General features: G+C 31.9%; 21 protein-coding genes and 1 tRNA gene. All 22 read right to left on the reverse strand.

Going from position 1 to position 22,731, the window contains the following annotated elements; translation table 11 throughout:
* Nucleotides 1-11: 11 nt before the first annotated feature.
* Nucleotides 12-2,240 (reverse strand): type IX secretion system periplasmic lipoprotein PorW/SprE, encoded by a 2,229-nt coding sequence (gene porW, locus AC28QF_RS10155; protein ID WP_488201820.1) that lies wholly within the window; start codon nucleotides 2,238-2,240, stop codon nucleotides 12-14.
* A 177-nt stretch (nucleotides 2,241-2,417) separates the two neighbouring features.
* Nucleotides 2,418-3,113, reverse strand: coding sequence for an ABC transporter ATP-binding protein (locus AC28QF_RS10160; RefSeq protein ID WP_488201819.1), 696 nt, complete (start codon nucleotides 3,111-3,113; stop codon nucleotides 2,418-2,420).
* Nucleotides 3,114-3,139: 26 nt separating this feature from the next.
* Nucleotides 3,140-4,606 (reverse strand): DUF5687 family protein, encoded by a 1,467-nt coding sequence (locus tag AC28QF_RS10165; protein ID WP_488201818.1) that lies wholly within the window; start codon nucleotides 4,604-4,606, stop codon nucleotides 3,140-3,142.
* A 115-nt stretch (nucleotides 4,607-4,721) separates the two neighbouring features.
* On the reverse strand, nucleotides 4,722-5,219 hold the full coding sequence (locus tag AC28QF_RS10170; protein ID WP_488201817.1) for a DUF1761 domain-containing protein: 498 nt from the start codon (nucleotides 5,217-5,219) through the stop codon (nucleotides 4,722-4,724).
* A gap of 91 nt (nucleotides 5,220-5,310) precedes the next feature.
* Entirely contained in the window at nucleotides 5,311-6,303 is a 993-nt protein-coding gene (locus tag AC28QF_RS10175) for a DUF4837 family protein (protein WP_488201816.1), read from the reverse strand.
* 26 nt (nucleotides 6,304-6,329) lie between these two features.
* Nucleotides 6,330-7,856, reverse strand: a complete 1,527-nt coding sequence (locus AC28QF_RS10180; RefSeq protein ID WP_488201815.1) for a lytic transglycosylase domain-containing protein — start codon at nucleotides 7,854-7,856, stop codon at nucleotides 6,330-6,332.
* A gap of 9 nt (nucleotides 7,857-7,865) precedes the next feature.
* The gene (locus AC28QF_RS10185; protein WP_488201814.1) at nucleotides 7,866-8,627 is read right to left on the reverse strand and encodes an exodeoxyribonuclease III; all 762 of its coding nucleotides are present in this window, start codon (nucleotides 8,625-8,627) and stop codon (nucleotides 7,866-7,868) included.
* Nucleotides 8,627-8,857 carry a hypothetical protein gene (locus AC28QF_RS10190; RefSeq protein WP_488201813.1) on the reverse strand — a complete coding sequence of 77 codons (231 nt, stop codon included), beginning with the start codon at nucleotides 8,855-8,857 and terminating at the stop codon, nucleotides 8,627-8,629. The genes AC28QF_RS10185 and AC28QF_RS10190 overlap by 1 nt, the downstream gene beginning before the upstream one ends.
* The gene (locus AC28QF_RS10195; protein ID WP_488201812.1) at nucleotides 8,858-9,085 is read right to left on the reverse strand and encodes a hypothetical protein; all 228 of its coding nucleotides are present in this window, start codon (nucleotides 9,083-9,085) and stop codon (nucleotides 8,858-8,860) included.
* Between the two features lie 15 nt (nucleotides 9,086-9,100).
* Nucleotides 9,101-9,757, reverse strand: coding sequence for a CoA transferase subunit B (locus AC28QF_RS10200; RefSeq protein WP_488201811.1), 657 nt, complete (start codon nucleotides 9,755-9,757; stop codon nucleotides 9,101-9,103).
* A 4-nt stretch (nucleotides 9,758-9,761) separates the two neighbouring features.
* The gene (locus tag AC28QF_RS10205; RefSeq protein WP_488201810.1) at nucleotides 9,762-10,463 is read right to left on the reverse strand and encodes a CoA transferase subunit A; all 702 of its coding nucleotides are present in this window, start codon (nucleotides 10,461-10,463) and stop codon (nucleotides 9,762-9,764) included.
* Nucleotides 10,464-10,522: 59 nt separating this feature from the next.
* Nucleotides 10,523-12,820: a transglycosylase domain-containing protein gene (locus AC28QF_RS10210; protein WP_488201809.1), complete on the reverse strand. Its 2,298-nt coding sequence runs from the start codon at nucleotides 12,818-12,820 to the stop codon at nucleotides 10,523-10,525.
* A complete protein-coding gene (locus tag AC28QF_RS10215) occupies nucleotides 12,820-13,308 on the reverse strand; it encodes a gliding motility lipoprotein GldH (protein WP_488201808.1) in 489 nt (162 codons plus the stop codon). Before AC28QF_RS10215 ends, AC28QF_RS10210 begins: the two co-directional genes overlap by 1 nt.
* Nucleotides 13,295-14,926, reverse strand: coding sequence for a PSP1 domain-containing protein (locus AC28QF_RS10220; RefSeq protein WP_488201807.1), 1,632 nt, complete (start codon nucleotides 14,924-14,926; stop codon nucleotides 13,295-13,297). Before AC28QF_RS10220 ends, AC28QF_RS10215 begins: the two co-directional genes overlap by 14 nt.
* Before the next feature lie 224 nt (nucleotides 14,927-15,150).
* Nucleotides 15,151-16,839 (reverse strand): glutamine--tRNA ligase/YqeY domain fusion protein, encoded by a 1,689-nt coding sequence (locus AC28QF_RS10225; protein WP_488201806.1) that lies wholly within the window; start codon nucleotides 16,837-16,839, stop codon nucleotides 15,151-15,153.
* A gap of 179 nt (nucleotides 16,840-17,018) precedes the next feature.
* The gene (locus tag AC28QF_RS10230) at nucleotides 17,019-18,866 is read right to left on the reverse strand and encodes a M1 family metallopeptidase (protein ID WP_488201805.1); all 1,848 of its coding nucleotides are present in this window, start codon (nucleotides 18,864-18,866) and stop codon (nucleotides 17,019-17,021) included.
* Nucleotide 18,867: 1 nt separating this feature from the next.
* A complete protein-coding gene (locus AC28QF_RS10235) occupies nucleotides 18,868-19,272 on the reverse strand; it encodes a DUF2101 family protein (protein ID WP_488201804.1) in 405 nt (134 codons plus the stop codon).
* Nucleotides 19,273-19,336: 64 nt separating this feature from the next.
* Entirely contained in the window at nucleotides 19,337-20,980 is a 1,644-nt protein-coding gene (locus AC28QF_RS10240) for a S8 family peptidase (protein WP_488201803.1), read from the reverse strand.
* A 10-nt stretch (nucleotides 20,981-20,990) separates the two neighbouring features.
* Entirely contained in the window at nucleotides 20,991-21,836 is an 846-nt protein-coding gene (locus AC28QF_RS10245) for an MBL fold metallo-hydrolase (protein WP_488201802.1), read from the reverse strand.
* Between the two features lie 82 nt (nucleotides 21,837-21,918).
* Nucleotides 21,919-21,989: transfer RNA gene (locus AC28QF_RS10250), tRNA-Cys, on the reverse strand.
* A 55-nt stretch (nucleotides 21,990-22,044) separates the two neighbouring features.
* Entirely contained in the window at nucleotides 22,045-22,407 is a 363-nt protein-coding gene (gene folB / locus AC28QF_RS10255) for a dihydroneopterin aldolase (protein ID WP_218771923.1), read from the reverse strand.
* Between the two features lie 56 nt (nucleotides 22,408-22,463).
* Nucleotides 22,464-22,676 carry a zinc ribbon domain-containing protein gene (locus AC28QF_RS10260; protein WP_488201801.1) on the reverse strand — a complete coding sequence of 71 codons (213 nt, stop codon included), beginning with the start codon at nucleotides 22,674-22,676 and terminating at the stop codon, nucleotides 22,464-22,466.
* Nucleotides 22,677-22,731 lie beyond the last annotated feature (55 nt).

A 22,731-nucleotide genomic window follows, 5' to 3' on the forward strand; every position in this document is an offset into this window, starting at 1 on the left:
AGAATGTTGTATTATTTTTTTAATTGATCTAATATTTCTTTTGCCTTTATACCTTCTTCTTTTGTAGCATAACTAACTGCTACAAATTCTAAGGCTTTTTTATAGGTATCTTTATCTTCGTACTTACCTATAGATAAAGCTTTTAAGAGTGTAAATTTAGGAATTAATCCTGAATTACTTATTGTTGGTAAAAAAGTGTTTATCTCTTTTACAACCTCTTCAAATTTATTCTCTTTAAAAATATAATAAATTTCTTTATACTTGTCTAAAACTACGTCTTCTTTTTTACCTTCTTTTAATTTTTCATTCGGATTTAATATTATTTGAGCGAATGTTGTTTCAGGATATTTATTTAAAATAATAGCTTTATATCGGTTTGATTTTTCTTGATCACCAATACTTTTATAAACTTGATATAAATGATAGCTAATCGGCAACTCCAATTCTTTATTTGTTTGCTCTTTTTGTACGCGTTCAAAATTTTTAATAGCAAGATCAGTGTTTTTAAATTGCTCTTTATAAATTAATCCTAATTTATATAAAGCATCATTACGATCTTCAGTTAAAGTGGTTATTACTTTTTTATCAGTAGGGATTTCATTTAAATATGTTGCTAATACATATCGCTTATTTACAATTGGCTCTGTTGATGTTTCTATAACATCATTTGTTGTAATGGTAGATTTATCAGATAAACGCCAATTATCTTCTAAAGGACGCGTACCCCATACTCTCTGAAATTCTGATTCACCAAAACCTAAAGCTTGGGTGTTATAAAAATACCATTTTCCTTTATTACTCGAATTGTTTACTAACGATCCTCCACCAAATGAACTCCCAAAGTTTTGTGCATTTAATAACTGCTGTTTGTTCTCCTCGTCTTCTTTTTTAATTTTTGCTATATAATTTTCAAAAAAAACGGTTCTTTCATCTGTCGTCATTGCAACTAACTTAAGAATGCTATCATTGTTTTTTACGACTTCTTCGTATTTTCTTAAAGTTGTTAATCCTTTATTTTTTCTTCGGATTCTTCTAATTCTCTTTTCTTGATCAAATTCTTTTGAAGTAACCTGTAAAACACTATCGTAATATGAACCTGCTAATACATAGTTTTCTTTATCAAATGCAATATTTCCTAAACCTTCGTAGGCATATGTTTTTTGATAATTATTATTAGTCTTTGCTGCTATTGATTCTTTAAAATAATCAATAGCATTTGCTGTTTTATTTCTTCCTACTTCTAAAACACCTGCTTGATAATACAGTGCATTTAAAAAATTACGGTTATCAGAGTTTCTAATTAATTTTTTTAACCTCGCTAAAACAACTATCGATGCTGAATCGTTTTCAGTGTTTTTAGCCATTTCAATATTTGCGCGAATACGGTATTTGTAAGGTGCCTTTTTTGCTTCAGCTAATTTATTAAACACCACTCGTGCTGAGTCTCTGTGATTTAATTCGCTGTAAATTTGTCCTAAAACAAACATATTACGAGCAGATTGCTCTTTGTTTTTAAATATTTTAGAAGCTGCCGTTAAATGTTCTATAACTTTCTGAATCGTATCTGTTTTTTGATACGCCATTGCCATTGCAGTATGCGCCTGTTCTCTTATTACATCAGGAAGTTCTTCTTCATTTTCTTCAACCTCTAATAAAAATTTTAAAGACTCTATGGCTAGTTTTTCGTTATCTAAACGAATATTTGTTTTTGCTCTCCAAATTTTCGTCTCGTTAATTAAATTAGCATTCGGATAATTTACTATAATGTAATTAAAAGCTTCTATCGCAGGAATAAAACGCTGCGTGTAATATCTAGATTTCCCTAAAAGTAGGTAAGCATCATCAATTTGACGGTTTTTTTCATAACCGTTTATATTCATTGTGTGCTTTTGAATAGCCTTTACAGCTTTTTCTTCTGCTTTATCAAAAGACGTTAAGTTTTCAACCTCTTCTTCTTCGTTTTCATTAAAACCAGTACCAGGCTGCAAAACAGGAACTGCTATTTTATTTTCATCAAAACTAATTGGTTCTATTTGTAAACGTTTCCAAAAATTATCTTCGTGTTTGCTTTCAATCTCTTCTAGCCCTTTTAAATAAGCTTGCTCCCCGTTAAAAAGGATATTATATTTAGTGGTAAGTGCGTGAAAATTTCTATTTATAAAAGCATCTTTTTTTACACTACACGAATACATTAGTGCTAAAAAAAGGGTAAAAACTAAAAGTTTGGACAGTTTATTCATATAGTTATACTTTTACTGTACAACAACTATATTCATTAGTTTATTGTACGTAAAAACGTAAAAATAACAATAATAAAATAATTTTAGTGCTCCTAATGCTATTTAAAATAAATCTTAGAGGTTAATTAAAATAGTATACATTTTAATTAACCTCTTTTTATTGATTTATTTTATTAATTATACAGAAAAATAGCTTTCTAATTCTTGCAACGTTTCTTGTGATGTATTTATGTCTTTTACCACATTTCCTTTATCTAAAACAACTATTCGCTCACATACTTCAGTAACGTGACTTAAATCGTGACTAGAAACTAAGACGGTAACTTCTTTATTTTCTGTTAAGCTTTTTAATATCTTTTTAAGCCTTATTTGAGTTGTTGGATCTAAATTTGCAAAAGGCTCATCTAAAATTACTACTTGAGGATTTCCCATTAAAGCAGCTATAATTCCTGCTTTTTTCTGATTTCCTTTACTTAAATCACGCAAGTATTTTTTCTTGCCTAAAATTTCATCATTAAAAAATTCTTTAAATGGCGCTAAAAATGATACAACATCCGCTTTATTCATTCCTCGTAAATCTCCAATAAAATCGAAATATTCTTCTGGAGTTAAATATCCTATTAAAAAAGATTCATCAATAAAAGATCCTGTAAAAGTTTTCCAATCTTCACTTTTATTTACAACAACATCGTTGTTTGTAATTTCTCCTGTTGTTGGTCTTATTAAATCTAATAAAATATTAAATAACGTTGTTTTTCCGGCACCATTATTACCAACCAAACCAAAACTTTGCCCGCTAGGAATAGTTATTTTATCTACATTTAAAACTTGTGCTTGTCCGTATTTTTTTGAAACTGTATCTATTGTAATCATAATATTTTCTTTAAATTTTGTTTTACTTATGCTTCTTTTCCGAAAGCATTAATCATAGCGTATTTGTCTTTAATGTATTTTTTCTCTATCAAATTCATAAAGTAGTTTTTAAAAACTAACCCAAGTACTCCCAATAAAGCAACTAAAATATAGCCTGAGTTATAACCAACAAAACTGTTGAATACCCAAAATATAGCCATTGGTAATAACATTAATGGTATAATAATAAGAAACTGCGTTGCGCTTGTTCCTTGTGTGTTTCCAAAACCACCCTTTGTTAAATCGATTCGTTTTCTATTAAAAGATCCTGCATATAACAAAAACAGTGAGTTAAAACCGATATTAAAAATAGCTCCCACGGTAATCATCAAAAATATCTTTGTTCCGAAATATAAATAAGGAAAACTTAAACAGTATAAAACTGTAGTCATCGCAACCATTAAAAACCACTTAGAATCTAAAAATTTACGATATCTAAAGCTCTGACTCATTAGCATTTTATAATGTGCACTGTCCCAAGCCGGAATAAACTGACCGTAATTTAATGTAAAACCTCCTGTTACAAACAAGCCCGCAAACATTAACATGGCTGGCATTTTCTGATAGGTTTCTTGTGTAAAGAAAATCAACCCATAAAAAAGGAATAAGAACGACATTAAAAATACTGTTTTTGTTCTTTTGTTTCGCCAAATTAATCGGATATCATTTTTTATAAATGGTGCGATATCTCCTAATTTTTCTGTCCACGATAAATCAGCTGTATTTGCTTCTTCTGTTTTTACCGCAACTAAATCATCTAAATAAACTCTTGCTCTTAATAATTTAAAATTCACATAATACAACACTACTGCAATCACAAAAGGAATTAATGCTAAAATTGGATTTGCTACAATTGTATCAAATATTTGCTGACTGTAAACAGAAACATTAAAACTAGTAAACTTTTGCAACGCCAATAAAGCTACTAGTAATGTAGCAATAAATGCAAATACACTATTATTCTTATTGATTAAAAAGTTTAAAAAATTAGTTGCTTGAATTATAAAAAACATCGCAGTTAACCAACCTAAAACTCCAACTAAATTATAATCTTGACTAATTAAAACAACACTAAAAGGAATATAAAAAAACAATGACATGAAGTTAAATCCTGAAAATGCTGATTTACCTAAAACATAGTGTACTAATTTTTCTTTCTTTATAGGAAGTATTAGTAGTGGCTTAATATTCATTACTGGTAATTTTTGCATTAAATAGCGGAAAATTAAATCTCCCAGTATAGCAAAAACTAACATTGAATTTACAATTTGTAACGGATCTTGTTCTGGATACATTTTCTTTAATAGAAAAAAACCTCCAATACCAATACTTAAAAAAACAGCTAAAATATATAGGATAAAAAATCCCATTATAATTTTTAAAGCAATTCCTTTTTGCCAATATGAAGAACGAAAATATTGTTTCCATTCTAACTTTAAAAAATGTGCAATCATTTGGTTTGATTTTTAATTGATTGGTTATAAGAGTCTATTGTTTACTATTTGTTACATAAAAAAAGCATCAATTTTAAAAATTGATGCTTTTTGGTGTTTTTTACCTTTATAAAAATTAACCCCATTTACATAATACACCTCCCATAATAGCTAAACTTACTACCCAATAACCTACGTTAATTGCAATGTATTTAAAACTTTTTCTTTCAAATAATCCGTTAATTGTAATTATAGATCCTGCTAACAATAACCCTATCATGGTTCCATGCAAAGCACCATGACCAAAAGTTCTAAATCGATCACCAAAATTTGACATAAATTCTTGGAAATAGGCAGATGCTCCTCCTGATCCTTCTGCAAAACCTGGCTCCCCCATTAAAGTGGAAAAAGCTCCCCATTGATGAATAACCAACGTTTGCAGTACAAATGCTATTAAAAAACTACATACATACGATAATCCGAAAATTTTAAGCATATTACCACCTTTTAAACTTTCTTCTGTAAAACCCATTTCTTTCATCCATGGTTTTCCAAAAAGTGGTCCATACCAAACAAATCCAATAATCATTGGCACTAATGCTGCTAATACGCATATTAAAAAATTAAATTTCATAAATATAAAGTTTTGGTTTATAGTCAAATATAACAAAAAAGCATCAAATATATATTTGATGCTTTTTTGTTATCTATTGTTAAAATAAAATTTACTTTATTTTCATTGATTTTGCAATTGCTTCTAACTCAAACAAAAAATCACGTTTATTTACTGATGGCGCGTAGGTGAAACCTTCAAAAACTACTAAGCGATTATTTTTCTTATCAATTATTGTATAGTTTATAAATGGCCCTGCCATAAAATCGTTTTTAACTTCCCATTTACCACGAGTTTCATATGCTTTTTTACCATCTATTACAGTCTTAAAGGTAAATGGTGTGTATGCTTGTTCGGTAATCATATACATCCCTTCCTTGCTACCTGGTATGTGTTTTTTACCAATTGTATCTCTTACTGCATTAATATTATCAGCAACAGTTGTTTCATCTTCTAAAGGAACCGTATATATTAAAACATTATTAGTTCCGTCTCCTCGTGCGATACCGCTAGATAAATGCTGGCGAAACCAAATAAAATCACCTGTATCTTCAACTAATCTATACCTCTTAGGAATATCTATTGTTAACCCAATATTTTTAATTGTTTTAAACTTCGTTTCATCTATACGTTCTTTTTTAAAGATCCGCTGTGAAAACTTAATATCTTCATCCTTAAATAACTTGATAATCTCTTTTCCTCGTGTATCTAAAAGCTTTATAATTCCTTCTTTGTTTTTCGCAGTTGCATGCACAATAATTTGGGGTGCAGCATACCTATTTTTCTCTACAGTTATACTTTCTTTTGCTCCTTCTTTAATCATTAAAACAGCTTTTCCGTGTCTCATAAAACTGCCAAAACCTACAGGGTCTATTTGGCTAACCGACAACAATGTTTCTGGTTGTGGTAAACCTACCTGATGTTCACCAAAAACTTTACGTATTTGATCTCCCATTTTTCCCTCCCAATCTATTCCTTTAACAACCACCATTATTTTATTGGTGTTACCATTAGATGTTGGCAAAACATAACTGTCTTTTCCATTACCTGTGTTACATGATATTGCTAAGAATACCGAAAAAAGTAAGATTATTGTTTTTTTCATAGTTTGTAGTTTTAGTAGTGTGTTTTTTAACCTTTAAAAATTTTAAGCTTCATTCCTGGCTTTAGACTTTTAGCACTCCAAATATTGTTCCACTTTTTAATTTGCTCGATAGAAACTGATGGGTATTTTTTAGAAATCGTCCATAAAGAATCTCCATTTTCTACTACATAAATATCGTGTTTACCTGTTGGAGTCTTATACTTCTTTTTAGATACCTTCTTAGTAACACCTACTTTCTTCGGATAAATACTTAAACGCTGTCCTATTTTTAAACGATGGTTACGCATACCGTTCCATCGTTTTATATCGCTAACTCTTACGCCAAACTTATTTGCTATTTTTCCTAAATAATCGCCACTACGCACTTTATAACGGATCCGTTTATCCATTTCAAAATATTTAGGCAAAGGTTTTTCTCTTTTACCTTCATCTTCTTTTGCCAAAGCATAAATCTCTTTCTCCTTATCAAGAAAGTCTATCATGTTTTTTCTAGGTAATCGAACTGCGTAATTTTTATTTTTTACGTATGGAATAATATCCAATTTATACGCCGGATTTAAAAAAGATAATAGCTCTGAATCTATCTTCGTTTTTTCTGATATCTGATCAAAACTAATCGTTTTTTTCACACGAACCGTATCCGTTTCGAAATGAAAAATATTTGGTGGTTCTGGATAAATACCATGCTCTTCAGCATATTCAAAAATATACATAGTTGCATAAAATGCAGGGACATAACTTGCTGTTTCACGTGGCAAAAACGGACGAATATTCCAGTAATTACGATATCCACCAGAGCGTTTTATTGCTTTCGAAACATTTCCTGGCCCCGAATTGTAAGCTGCCAATGCCAAATCCCAATCTCCAAAAATTTTATATAGCTGACTTAAGTATTTACAAGCTGCAATGGTTGCTTTTACCGGATCTTGACGTTCATCTACATATGAATTTACCTTTAAGTTAAACTGCACTCCCGTACCGTACATAAACTGCCACAAACCTGTTGCACCAACTCTAGAACGAGCCGCAGGGCGCAAAGCAGATTCTACAATAGCTAAATACTTCATTTCTAATGGAACATCGAACTGATCTAAATACTGCTCGAACATCGGAAAATAATATTGAGCCTTCGCCATTAACGCAGGATAATATTTTTTACGATATTTTAAATAACTATTAATTACCTTCTCTAATGACGGATTATAGGCTAAGTGAAATGGTGTTTTTAAATCTAAATCTGTTAACCTTTTTTTTAATAAATCCGAAGAAAGTATGGTGGTTGAATTACCAATAATATCTTTATCGTTAATTACATACTGAATACTATCAAACAATGATGAATTAAACTTTTCTTCAATTAATAAACTATCTATAATTTTTAAATCAGCATCAGAATATAAATCTTCTAGCTGTTTTATTTTGATAGTGTCAATTGCTATTAAAGTAGCATCACTTATTATTTGCAAACTTTTTTCGGGCATCAAAATAGTGTCAACTGGTTGTTGCGCGAACATTGAAGTTGTAAAAAAAAGTAGTATTAGTAGGTTTCTCATATTTCGTTTTTAAATATCTAATTCAACCACAATCGGACAGTGATCTGAATGTTTTGCTTCAGGTAAAATATAGGCTCTTGAAATTTTTTCTTCTAACGGCTCAGAAACCATCGCATAATCTAAACGCCAACCTTTATTATTGGCTCTAGAATTTGCCCGATAACTCCACCAAGAATACTCTTGTTTTTCTGGATTTAAATAGCGAAAACTATCAATAAACCCGTTGTTTATAAAATCTCCAATCCAAGTTCTTTCTTCTGGTAAAAACCCAGAAACTCCTTTCATTTTCGGATTGTGAATATCAATTGCTTCATGACAAATGTTGTAATCACCACAAATAACCAAATTCGGAATTTCTTGTTTTAAATTATTGATATATGATTGAAATTCGTCCATATAATTAAACTTAAAACTCAACCGTTCAGAATTTGTTCCTGACGGAAGGTATAAGCTCATTACCGAAACGTTATCAAAATCTACACGTAAATTTCTTCCTTCAAAATCCATGGTTTCAATTCCCGTTCCGTATTCAATATGATTCGGTTTTTCTTTACAAAAAACAGCTACTGATGAGTAGCCTTTTTTTTGTGCTGAAAACCAATAATGATACGGATAACCCGCGTTTTCAAATTCCGTTACATCTAGTTGTTCTTTATGCGCTTTGGTTTCTTGAATACAAATCACATCCGGATTTGCAGCCTGTAACCAATCGATGAATCCTTTTTTTAATGCAGCACGAATTCCGTTTACGTTGTATGAAATTATTTTCATTAATCTAAAAATATTGGGTTTTTAAGAAAAATCCAGGTTAACTGTTTCTTTTCTCCTGTTTGCGTTTGTATTATTTTTTTTCTTGGTGATAAAAAATACCCTAAAGCAATTGCTACTGCAATTCGAAGCCAATCTGGCTCTACATGAAATATTTTATCTAAAATCAGCAAGAAAAATATTGTTAAAAGAGGATAAATAATACGATGTATTTTCTTTATTAATTCTAACATTTAATCTAAAATAATAGGCTTTTTTACAAAAAACCAAATAATTTGAGTTTTTTCTCCTTCCTGAGTTTGTATTTTCTTTTTTCTTGGTATAATAAAAAGTAATATTATAAAAACAATTCCTAATCGTATCCAAGAATTATCTATTCCTAGCCCTTTGTCTAAAACAAAGTGCAAAGCAACAACTAAAATTAAGGTGAGTATAAAACTATTTTTAGCTATAAATTTCATCTTTTTAATTATCTCTTAAATATTCATTTCAGGAACTTCTCCGTTTACAATTAAGGTTCCTGCTGTAGCTTCTTGAATTTCTTCAACAGATACTCCTGGAGCTCTTTCTAATAAATGAAATGCACCTTCTTTAACTTCTAACACTGCTAAATTAGTAACCACTTTAGTTACGCAACCAACACCTGTTAAAGGCAATGAACATTCTTTTAATATTTTAGATTCACCACGTTTATTGGTATGCATCATGGCAACAATAATATTTTCTGCTGATGCAACTAAATCCATCGCGCCACCCATTCCTTTTACCATTTTCCCTGGAATTTTCCAGTTAGCGATATCTCCGTTCTGTGCAACTTCCATAGCTCCTAAAACCGTTAATTGAACGTGTTTACCACGTATCATAGAAAAACTTGTAGCTGAATCGAAAATAGATCCACCATCTAGAACAGTAACCGTTTGTTTACCTGCGTTTATTAAATCGGCATCTTCAGTTCCATCAACAGGAAAAGGTCCCATACCTAATAATCCGTTTTCAGATTGAAACTCAACCTCAATCCCTTCAGGAATATAGTTTGCTACTAAAGTAGGAATTCCGATACCTAAATTAACGTACCATTTATCTTGTAATTCTTTTGCAATTCGCTGTGCTATTTGTTCTTTTGTTAATGCCATTTTCTTACAATTTTGGGGTTACAGTACGTTGTTCAATTCTCTTCTCATATTTTTCTCCTTGAAAAATACGTTGCACAAATATCCCTGGAATATGTATTTGATTTGGATCTAACGTTCCTGCTGGCACTAATTCCTCTACTTCTGCAACTGTTATGGTTGCTGCACCACACATATTAGGATTAAAATTACGCGCGGTTCCTTTAAAAATTAAATTCCCTGCAGCATCTCCTTTCCATGCTTTTACAAAAGCGAAATCTGCTTTAAAAGCGGGTTCTAAAACATACATTTTACCATCGAACTCACGAGTTTCTTTTCCTTCTGCAACTTCTGTTCCGTAACCTGCCGGCGTATAAAACGCTGGAAAACCTGCTTGTGCAGCTCTACATTTTTCAGCTAAAGTTCCTTGTGGAGTTAATTCGACATCTAACTCACCAGATAACATCTGACGTTCAAATTCGTCATTCTCTCCTACATAAGAAGAAATCATTTTTTTAATCTGTTTATTTTGAAGTAATAAACCCAATCCAAAATCGTCTACACCTGCATTGTTAGAAATACATGTAACATCTCTTACATTTAATTTTACTAACTCTGCTATAGCATTTTCTGGTATACCACATAACCCAAAACCGCCTAACATAAAAGTCATAGAGTCTTTTACACCAGCTACTGCTTCTTGTACGTTATTTACTTTTTTATTTATCATTGTAGTTGTTTGTTTTATATTAAAAAAGCTTCTTTGATGTTCATCATCAAAAAAAATCGTTAAAAATCGGTATCGCCTTCTTTTACCTTTATTTCTTCACCCTCTTTAACATCTTCTTCTTTTACTTCATCACAATTAATATTGATAGAAAGCGCTTCTGAAGGTTTTTCGAAATCTTCCTGACTTATATTTAAACTTTCGTCAGCATAACATTTTTTCATAAATAATGCCCACGTTGGTAAAGACATTGCTGCTCCTTGTCCTTTTGCTATTCCTGCAAAATGCGTTGCTCTATCTTCACCACCTGTCCAAACACCTGTAACTAAATTAGGCACAATTCCCATAAACCAACCATCAGACTGGTTTTGAGTTGTTCCTGTTTTTCCTGCAATAGGATTTGTAAAGTTATACGGGTGTCCAGTAATATAATCTGGGTATTTATATGGCAAGCGTAAACGAACACCTGACCCACCTGTTGTTACTCCTTTCATTAAATCTAAAATCACATACGATGATTCTTCACTTAAAACTTCTTTCGTTTCTGGCACAAACTCTTCTAAAACTGTTCCGTTTTTATCTTCTATACGAGTAATCATCATCGGACTTACACGTAAACCTTTATTAGCAAAAGTAGAATACGCACTTACCATTTCTATTAACGATAATTCAACTGCTCCTAATGCTATTGATGGATTTGCATCAACTTTTGATGTTATTCCTGCTGATTCAGCTAAACGCGCTACGTTTACAGGAGATACTTTGTCTATTAATTGCGCAGAGATAACATTTACCGATCCTGCCAAACCTTTTTTTAATGTTAATTCACCACCATATTCATTACTCGCGTTTTTAGGTGTCCAGTCTTCTGGCATTCCATATTTTTCCTTCGGAATTGTATACAATACATTAGGCAATTTATCGCATGGCGACATTTTTAATTGATTAATAGCTGTTGCGTATACAAAAGGTTTAAAGGTAGAACCTACTTGTCTTTTTTGTTGCTCTACAGCATCGTATTTAAAATATTTATTACTAATACCACCTACCCAAGCTTTAATATGACCTGTTTGCGGCTCGATAGAAACTAAACCTGAACGTAAGAAATATTTATAATAACGTATAGAATCATAAGGTGTCATTACCGTGTCACGATCTCCTTTCCAAGAAAACACACGCATGTCAACATCAGTTTTAAAAGATTTTTCAATTTCTTTTTCTGATTTTCCAGCAATTTTCATGCGCTTATAACGAACCGATCTTCGCTTAGCACGTTTCATATTATCTAAAATCTCTTTTTTATCTAAATCATAAAAAGGTGCTGTTTTATTACCTTTTTGCTCTTCAAAAAAATAAGATTGCAAGTTAGACATATGTTCTCTACTTGCCTCTTCTGCATATTTTTGCATACGTGAATCAATAGTAACATATACTTTTAATCCGTCTTTATAAATATTATAAGTCTCGCCGTTATCTTTCGGGTTTTCCTTAGCCCATTTTTTTAATCGTTGTTTTAAGTTCTCTCTAAAATAAGTAGCTAATCCGTCGCTATGGCTTTCTGGAGTAAAGTTTATTCTTAATGGTGTTTTTTGTAGTGAATCTTTTTCTTCTTTGGTTATAACTCCATTTTTTGCCATTTGAGAAAACACCACATTTCTACGGCCTAATGATTTCTCTTTAGAGCGCTCTCTATGCGGATTGTATTGCCTCGGGTTTTTTAACATGGCAACTAAAATAGCAGCCTCTTGCACATCTAACTCTCTAGGTTCTTTACCAAAATAAATACGGGCAGCAGAACGAATACCTGTTGCATTAAAAAGAAAACCCTGTGTATTTAAATACATGGTTGCTATTTCTTCTTTAGTATATTGACGCTCTAATTTTACCGCAACCACCCATTCTTTTAATTTCTGAGTAAGTCTTACTAACTTATTACTTGTCCCTCCTTCATTAAAAAGATTTTTTGCCAATTGCTGAGTAATTGTACTTGCTCCTCCTTCGGTTCCTAATTTAGATACTGCTCTTGCCAGACCTCTAAAATCAATACCAGAATGTTCATAAAACCGTTCATCTTCAGTAGCTACTAAGGCTTTCATTAAAATTGGAGGTAAATCCTTATATTTTATAGGCGTTCTGTTCGCCTTTACATAATACTTTCCTAATGTTTTTCCATCTGCAGAAATAACTTCTGTTGCTAAATCACTTTTAGGATTTTCTAATTCTGCAAAAGAAGGTAAAGCTCCAAAAACTCCCCAAGAAGCTAATAAAAACAATAGACATATAAAAAGAAATCCTCCTAATATAATGCCCCAAAACCATTTGATATATGTACTAAAATTAGTTGTTTTTTTCTTTGTCATTACTCTGTTTTTTCAATTCTAAATCCCACTTGAGATATCCCCTCAAGATCTTCAATTCCTTCAATATTGCCATTTTTTCTCATGGCTTGTTTAACTTTAAATATGTATTCTCCTGTATTAGGAAATGTTATATTTTCTTTATAAAAAAGTTTGTTTTCTTTAATCGCAGAAAACCCTTCTCCCAAAAACTTACCGGAAACATCTGCCATATCATACTCTAACGTATCTATAATTATTTGACCATCTGGAAAGTTAATTTGAGCGATTAAAAATAAATTACTGTAATTGTAATCGTTATTATTTCTAAGATTTATAAAAAGATTTTTCTTGTTTATAGAATCTTTTACCGAGAAATTAAAAGTAACAGCATTGCTCTTGTTCCAAGAACTTTCGGGCAGCGTTATATACTCATCATATATTCTATCTGAATCACATGATGCAATTATAAAAACAGTTAAAAAAAGTATTAGTAAACTATTCTTTTTCATTTTTATTGTCCGTGTTTTCGTTAGGCTTTTTTCTTCTTTGATTATTGTTTCTTTTTTTCGGAGCGTTTGGCTTCTTATTTTCTGGCTTAATATTTTTATCGTCTTGTACTTTTTCTGTTTTTGGCTTGTTACTTCTAGGATTATTTCTTGGTTTTGGCTTCCTATTATCAACTCCCTCTTTATCTGTACTCTTATTCGCGTCTCTGTTTACTGGCCTCCTTTTTTGAGGTTTTTTATTTGGAGTAACTTCAGAAGGTTTAGCTCCATCAACATTATTTACCGGCTTCCTTTGAGGTTTTCTTCTAGGTTTTGGTGTGGCTGCAGAATTATCATCAGTTTTACCCACTGGCCTTCTTTGAGGACTTCTTTTAGGTCTTGGTGTAGTTGCTGAATTATCGTCAGTTTTACCCACTGGTTTTCTTTGAGAACTTCTTATTGGTGCTGTATCAGTAGATTTTACAACCTCTTTTTTATTTAAAGGTTTTCTTGTTTTTCTTCTATTGTTACGCGATTTTTTTGGAGCATCAAAACGAGTTAAACTATCTTGTCCTACAACATTTTCAAAATCAACAACAGTTTCTGTAACTATTTCTAATTCATATTCATCTAACGGTAAAGCGAGTTCATTATTTTTATTTAACTCAATAATTTCTTGAACTTGCTCTAATGATATTTGAAACCACTTAAAGCTTTCATGTTTGTAAGTATACCAAAGTATTTTTTTAAAGATATCCATCTTTACAAAAACGGCATCTCCTTTTTCTGTTTTTAATATTTTATCTTGTTTCGGAAAACTTTGTAAAGCATCTAAATAAGTATCTAGCTCAAAATTTAAACAACATTTTAGTTTACCACATTGCCCTGCTAACTTTAATGGGTTTAGTGATAATTGTTGATAACGTGCTGCTGCTGTATTTACTTTTCTAAAATCAGTTAACCAAGTAGAGCAACAAAGCTCTCTACCACATGAACCAACACCTCCTAAACGTGCTGCTTCTTGACGCATACCAACTTGTTTCATTTCTACACGAATAGAAAAAGTTCCTGCTAAATCTCTAATTAACTGACGAAAATCTACACGTTCATCGGCTGTATAATAAAAAGTAGCTTTGGTACCGTCTCCTTGATATTCAACATCTGAAAGTTTCATTTTTAACCCTAAGCGGCTAATAATCTCTCTTCCTTTTTTCTGTGTTTCTTGCTCTCTATCTCTAGCAGTATGCCAAATATCTATATCTTTTTGCGTAGCTTTTCTGTAAATTTTATTTACCTCTTCGCTATCTATTGCGACTTTTCTTTTTTTCATTTGAACTTTTACAAGTTCTCCTGCTAAAGCAACAATACCAATATCGTGACCAGAGGTTCCTTCAACCGCCACAACATCACCCATCGAAATGGTTAATTTTTCGGTGTTTTTATAAAAATGCTTTCGTCCGTTTTTAAATCGAACTTCAAAAATATTAAATGGAGCTTCACCTGTTGGTAAAGTCATATTCGATAGCCAATCAAAAACGGCCAATTTATTTCCACTTCCGCAGGTACCTGAGGCACAATTTCCATTGCTTTTACATCCGTTAGGCACGCCGTCTTTACTGGTTGAACAACTGTTACAACTCATAATATAGTATATTTTTACAAGCGTTTTTTAAATCTGAATTATCCCAGTATCAAAAAACACTTTTTATTATTGATTTTCAGCTAGATAAACTTTTTTATTCTAACTTCCCTTAATCAGTAAAGATACATATTCTATCGAAAATTAAAAATGGATTTTCGTTATAAAAAAACACCTCAAAGTTTCGTGAAACTTTGAGGTGTTTTAATTAAAAATATTATTTTTATTTAGTTCTTTTTTGCCCAGTTATCTCGTAAACCAACTGTTTTATTAAATACTAAATTTTCGGCAGTAGAATCATCATCTACATTAAAATATCCTAAACGCTGAAACTGAAATTGCTGCCCTATTTTAGCTGTTTGTAAACTTGGTTCTACAAAAGCAGTAATTTTTTCTAATGAATTAGGATTCACAAATTCCATAAAATCTTTGTCTTTATGATTATCTGGAGCTTCATCTAAAAACAAACGATCGTATACTCTTACCTCAGCTTTTACAGCGTGTTTTACAGATACCCAATGCAAGGTTCCTTTTACTTTTCGCTTGCTTTCTTCTGTATCACTTCCGGATTTTGTTTTCGGGTCATACGTACAGTGAATTACCGTAATTTCTCCGTTTTCGTCTTTTTCACAACTTGTTGCTGTAATGAAATAAGCGTTTTTTAAACGGACTTCTTTTCCTAATTTTAATCTAAAGAATTTCTTATTTGCTTCTTCTCTAAAATCTTCTCTTTCGATATAAATTTCTCTTGCAAAAGGAATAATTCTTGTGCCAGAATTTTCATCCTCAGGATTATTTTCTGCAATTAAAATCTCTTCTTTATCTTCAGGATAATTATCAATAATTACTTTTACAGGATCTAAAACACCCATAACTCTATTTGCTGTTTTGTTTAAATCTTCACGAATTTTAAACTCTAGCAACGAAACATCAATAATGTTTTCTCTTTTTGATACTCCAACCGTTTCTATAAAATTACGGATTGATGCTGGTGTATAACCACGTCTTCTTAATCCAGAAATTGTTGGCATTCTTGGGTCGTCCCATCCGTTTACGATTCCTTTTTCTACCAATGTTAATAACTTACGCTTACTCATAATAGTATAGCTTAAGTTTAAACGAGAAAACTCACGTTGTTTTGGCGGATTTGGAAATTCAGCTTTACTGTATTCGTACACATTGTCGCGAAACCAGTTGTATAATTCTCTGTGAGGTTTAAATTCTAAAGAACATAAAGAATGTGAAATTTGCTCTAAATAATCACTTTCACCATGCGTCCAATCATACATCGGGTAAATAACCCAATCGTTTCCTGTTCTGTGGTGTGTTTTCTTTAAAATACGATACATTAACGGATCACGTAATAACATATTAGGCGATTCCATATCTATTTTAGCTCTTAAAACATGCGTTCCTTCTTCAAATTCACCAGCTTTCATTCGGCTGAATAAATCTAAATTTTCTTCAACAGATCTACTTCTAAAAGGACTATTTGTTCCAACCTTTGTTGGGGTTCCTTTTTGAGCGCGCATTTCTTCAGAAGATTGACTATCGATATACGCTTTACCATCTTTTATTAATAAAACAGCCCAGTCGTATAATTGCTGAAAGTAGTCAGATGAGTACAATTCATTTGCCCATTTATACCCTAACCAAGTAACATCTTCTTTAATGGCATCTACATACTCTTGCTCTTCTTTAGCAGGGTTTGTATCATCAAAACGTAAGTTTACTGGCGCATTGTATTTTTCACCTAAACCAAAGCTAATTCCGATAGCTTTTGTGTGACCGATATGTAAATATCCATTAGGTTCTGGCGGAAAACGAAAACGTAAATTCTCTTTTGGTAATCCGTTTGCAATATCCTCTTCAATAATTTGTTCTAAAAAATTCAATGATTTTTTTTCTTCTGACATCTTCTGTTGAAATTGAAATGCAAAATTACGGAAAATTGTTGGAGAAAATTTTATCTAAAAACAAGAAAAAAGCGAAAACCTTTTAAAAGGTTTTCGCTTTCTAAATAAATATCTTTCACTAGATAATAGTCTATCAACATTATGTGATTCTGATATAAATTCAGAATGACGTTGAAAATTTATTTTCCAAACGAGTTATTTTCTTGATTGATGTCTGCCATTAATTTTGACGGATCAATTTCTACAGATTTAACTTCTTTCGAAGTTGTAAATGTATATGTTGGATGTGCAAACGTCCAATCTGCAATTTTAGTTGCCTTAGTTGGTTTTTCGCCACGCATCATACGCAAAGGAATATTAAACGCTTCTTTACTTCCATCAACATAAGTAACCTCAACATCTATAGGCATTGGCATTTGACCAATTCTCTCTAAAGTAACATCTTTACCCGAAACAGCTTTTATACCATAATCAATCGTATGTGTTGTTTGTGTCCACTCGTTTAAATACCAATCTAAATGAATACCTGAAACTTTCTCAGCAGTTCTTTTAATATCATTTGGCGTTGGATGCTTGAAAGAAAAATCGCTAAAATATTTTTTTAATGTTTTTGCAACATTCTCTTCTCCGATAATATATTCTAATTGTGATAAGAAAATATTTCCTTTAGAATAACTCGCTACTCCGTATGCAGTATTCGTATGATATCTATCAGCATGTGTAGTTAATGGCTCTTCTATATTGTTTTTTACTACATAATTATAGCCTCTGTAAGAACCTGCATGTGGATTTTCTACATTTCTACCAGAAATTACATTTTCTGCTTTATTAGAAATATACGATGTAAAACCTTCATCCATCCATGGGTGTTTACTTTCGTTTGTTGCTAATAAAAACTGAAACCAAGTATGTGCCATTTCGTGAGCTGTTACTCCAAATAAACTTCCCCAACTACGTTTTCCTGTAATTAAAGTACTCATAGCATATTCCATTCCGCCATCACCACCTTGAATAACTGAATATTGCTTATATGGATATTGCCCAATGTTTTCACTGAAATAAGTCATTAATTCAACTGTTTTAGGCTGTAGTTTTTTCCAACTTTCTAAATATTTAGCGTCTAATGTTTTCTTGTATAAGAAATGTAAATCGATACCGTTTTTCATCGTTAACATATCGTGCTTATATTCAGGATCTGCTGCCCAAGTAAAATCGTGTACGTTTGGCGCTGTAAAATTCCAAGTTAACTTTTCTCCTGACGGAATATTTAAAGCTTCCTTTTTGTTTTCATAACCATGCCCAACTTCTTGCGCATTTTGTAAATATCCTGTACCACCAACTACGTAGTTTTTATCAATATGTAAAGTAACCTCAAAATTACCCCAAACACCATGATATTCACGACCTAAATAAGGTGGCGTATGCCATCCTTCAAAATCATATTCGGCCATTTTAGGATACCACTGTGCCATAGACAAAGCAACTCCTTCTGCATTATTACGCCCTGAACGACGAATTTGATTTGGTACCTGTGCATCAAAAATCATATCAAAAGTTACACTTTCTCCTGGTTGAATTGATTGCGCTAATGAAACTTCTAATATAGTACCAACAGTTTCATGCTTAACAACAGTTCCGTTTTGTTTTAATGAATTTACCTTGATGTATCCTATTTCAGAAGGAGATAATTTCACAATTTTATCTGCAATTTTACTACTCGGATCTTTAATGTTTCTCGAGCGAACATCCATTTGAGAATTTGGTTGAAAGGCATTAAAATACAAGTGATAAAACACCTTATTTAAAACATCAGGTGAGTTGTTTGTGTACACCAATTTCTGCGTTCCTTTATATTGAAATGTCTTTACATCCATATCAATATCCATCTTATAATCAACATGTTGCTGCCAATAACTTTGACTTGTTGATTTACTTACTGACGACTTTACTACACTGTTGTTTGTTGTACCAGTAGAAGCACAAGAAACCATCGATAATAATGAAAGTCCTAATATAATTTTCTTCATATTAAATTGATTTAATTCCTATTGTGGTTAGTGTGTTTTTTAAGTTATTTAATTCGTTTTCATTTTTAAGTATCGTAAAGCTGCGTTTTTTTCCGTTGTGTAATTTTAAAAATACACGTTCTCTTCCTAAAACTTTCTTAACCTCTAATCCTTCAATTTCTGAAAGATTGTAATTGGTTTTCCAAGATCTTTTAAAGAGATAAAAAAACACTGCAACTACTGATACTATTGCCAATAAAAGCATCAAAACAAAAAGAAATTCATTTTTATAATAACGCATCGAAAACAACTGAACACCCATATTAAGCGCATTAACTAACATTAATACGATCATTAATTTCGAATGAGATGGCACCTCATCTTTAATTTTTAATTGTTCTTTTTGTTTATCAAACTCTAACTGCATAGGTGTTATTATAACAAAAAAAGAGCATCAAAATAATGCTCTTTTTTTAAATAGTATTCTGTTTTTATTTTCTTCCGTTTACCATTCTGTCAGCCATTCTAACTGCATTGTAAGCGTTTACAATACGGCCAGAAACTGATAAATCTGCAAAAGGAACTAAATCTCCTGCTGGATTTGCTCTAGATGTAGATCCTGGTTTTGTAACCATTAAATCGATCTTTGTACCAGAGTTCATGATGATATGCTTTACTTGGCTTGCAGATAATTGTGGATAGTAAGAACGTATTAATGCCGCTACACCTGCTGTTGCTGGAGAAGCCATTGATGTTCCACTAATTTTTTGATATTTATTATCAGGAAAAGTTGAGTGTATTTGAACTCCAGGAGCAAAAACATCTACATTTACTTTACCGTAGTTTGAAAAACTTGCTGGTAATTTTTCATTATAATTAGCACTCATTGCACCAATCGTTAAGAAGTTATCAGAAACCTCTGTTAATTGATCTGGAGCATCGTTTGGAAATGTTTTATCAACATCGATGTTTTCTCCTGAATTTCCTGCTGCGTTTACAATTAATACATCTTTAGAAGCTGCATATTTAATTGCATCGTAAACCCATTCTTTATTTGGTGAAAAAGCTTTACCAAAACTAGTGTTAATTACTTTTGCACCATTATCAACCGCATAACGAATACCTAAAGCAACATCTTTATCATATTCATCTCCGTCTGATACCGAACGTACAGCCATCATTTTTACATTAGTAGCAACACCGTTCATACCTTTATCATTGTTACGTGTTGCACCAATAATACCTGTTACGTGAGTACCGTGAATTTCTCCTTCTTCAGAATGCCCTGTGTTAGCATCTCCATAACCAGGCTTATCGTTAATATCGTATGCGTTATCGCCTACAACTGTACGGTAATCTGTTTTTAAATTAGCCCCACTAACTACATCTGAAGCCGTTTTAACTAATTTACTTAATTGCTCTTTTGCCTCACTTAAAGAACCAATTCCGAAACCATACATTTGCTTAGCTCCTGTTACTGCTTGGTTTAAACCTGCATCCGTTGTTTTAATTGCTAAAACTTCTTCTTTTATATAATCTGCTTTCCCGAAGTGTTTTGCTAAAGCATCATCTGCCATTGTTACTCCGGCTAACATTTGTCCGTAACGCGCTTCATTCTTTTTTGCTCCCTCTACTTTTGTTTCTTGTAAAGCTTTTACCGCTTTTAAAGTTTCTGCATCTGCAATTGAAGGATTCATTAAAATACGTTCGTACTCTAAATGTTCTTTATAAGATTTTCCTAAAAAGTTCCATCCGTTAATATCATCAACATATCCGTTTTTATCATCGTCAATTCCGTTTCCTGCAATTTCTTTAGTGTTTATCCAAGCAACGTCAACTAAATCTTCGTGCTTTAAATCACTACCAGAATCTACAACTCCAACAACAACTTCAACCCCTTTTTTTCCTTTTAAGAATTCGTATGCTTTATCAACACTCATTCCTGGAATAGAATCGGTTGCTAAATCTAAATGATGCCAGTTATCTTTTTCATACGCTGTTAATTCGGCTTTCTTCTCTGACATAGTAACTACTGTGTTACTTCCGGTTGGCACTACCTTTTTACTTACTGATGAACAACCTACTAAAGAGGTAATTGCAATTGCTGAGTAAAATACGGGTTTTAAAATTCTCATAATGTTTCTCTTAATTAAATATATCTGTAAAATTATAACTCTCATTTAAACGCACTCCTTTTTCGGTGTGCTTTACTGTTATTAACTCGTTGTAAGCATCGTGCTCTAAAAACAAGTAAAATTCTTTGTCTGCAGCCTCTTTTAAAAAGATTTCTTTTTCCTGTAAAGTTAATAGCGGTCGTGTATCATAACCCATTACGTAAGGTAAAGGAATATGACCTGCGGTTGGTAATAAATCTGCCATAAAAACAACTGTTTTCCCTTGATATTTAATTTTAGGTAACATTTGTTTTTCGGTATGTCCATCCATAAATAACACTTCAAAACCTACTTGATTCTGGCTGTTTTTATTGATGAAATTTAGCTGTCCGTTTTCTTTTATAGGTTGTATGTTTTCTTTTAAAAAAGATGCTTTTTCACGTGCGTTAGGCTCAATTGCCCATTGCCAATGATTTTCATTACTCCAAACTTTCGCATTTTTAAAGGCAGGCATAAAACCCGTTTTATCGTTATTCCATTGAATAACACCTCCACAATGATCAAAATGTAAATGTGTTAAAAACACATCTGTAATATCATCTCTATGAAAACCATATTTAGCAAGTGATGTATCTAGCGAAAAATCACCAAACATATAATAATATCCATAAAATTTATCTGATTGTTTGTTTCCTATTCCGGTATCTATCAACGTAAGTCTATCTCCATCTTCAATAAGCATACAGCGCATACCCATTGAAATCATGTTTTTATCGTCTGCCGGATTTGTTTTTTGCCAAATCGCTTTTGGTACAACGCCAAACATAGCGCCACCATCTAGTTTAAAATTTCCTGTTTCTATTGGATAAATTCGCATAGCTACAAAGATGCAGATTTTTAACGAATTTTTTTGTTAATAAAAACAAAAAAGCGCATCTTAAAAAGATACGCTTTTGTTGAGGTGTCTAGCGGATTCGAACCGCTGTACATGGTTTTGCAAACCATTGCCTAGCCACTCGGCCAAGACACCTTTTATTAATAAGGACTGCAAATTTACAGTTTTTATTTTTTAACGCAAGCTTTTTTTAACTTTTACGCACATCTTTTAATACAATTACTACTTCGGCAACATTACCACCGATTGGGGGATTGATTTTAGCTACGCTAACTTCCGCTTCTTCAACTAGTTGTATCTCATTAAAAATTCTATCAATAATTCTCTGAGCAACATGTTCTAGTAATTTAGATCGGATTGCCATTTCTTCTTTTACAATATGATTTAAATGTACATAATCAACAGTATCAACCAATTCATCTGTTTTTGCCGATTTTTGCAAATCTGCCTTCACCTCTATATCAACTCTATATTCCGAGCCTATTTTAGCTTCTTCCTCTAAACATCCGTGGTTTGTAAATAATCGGATGTTGTTTACACGTATAATTCCCATACCCACAAAAATACCAATGTTTCTTAATTAATCAACTATGTTATTCGTAAGTTCCTTTAACTTGTAAAAAAGTCGAAAACATTACTTAACGCACTCGTACTAGCTTTATAAAACTCCGTATAGCTACATCGTTGGCATGTTACGCTTGTAAATTTTTTATTCTGAATATCAAAAATTTTAGACAACGTACCTCCTGTTGCTCTCATTTCGCTTACTTCATAAGTACGGTTACTACATTTCGGACACGTATAATTTAATGGTTTACTCATCTGTTTTATTTTATGTTTATACTTATTAGAGTATTAAAACAAACAAATGTTACAA

Source organism: Tenacibaculum sp. M1.3A (assembly GCF_057732375.1).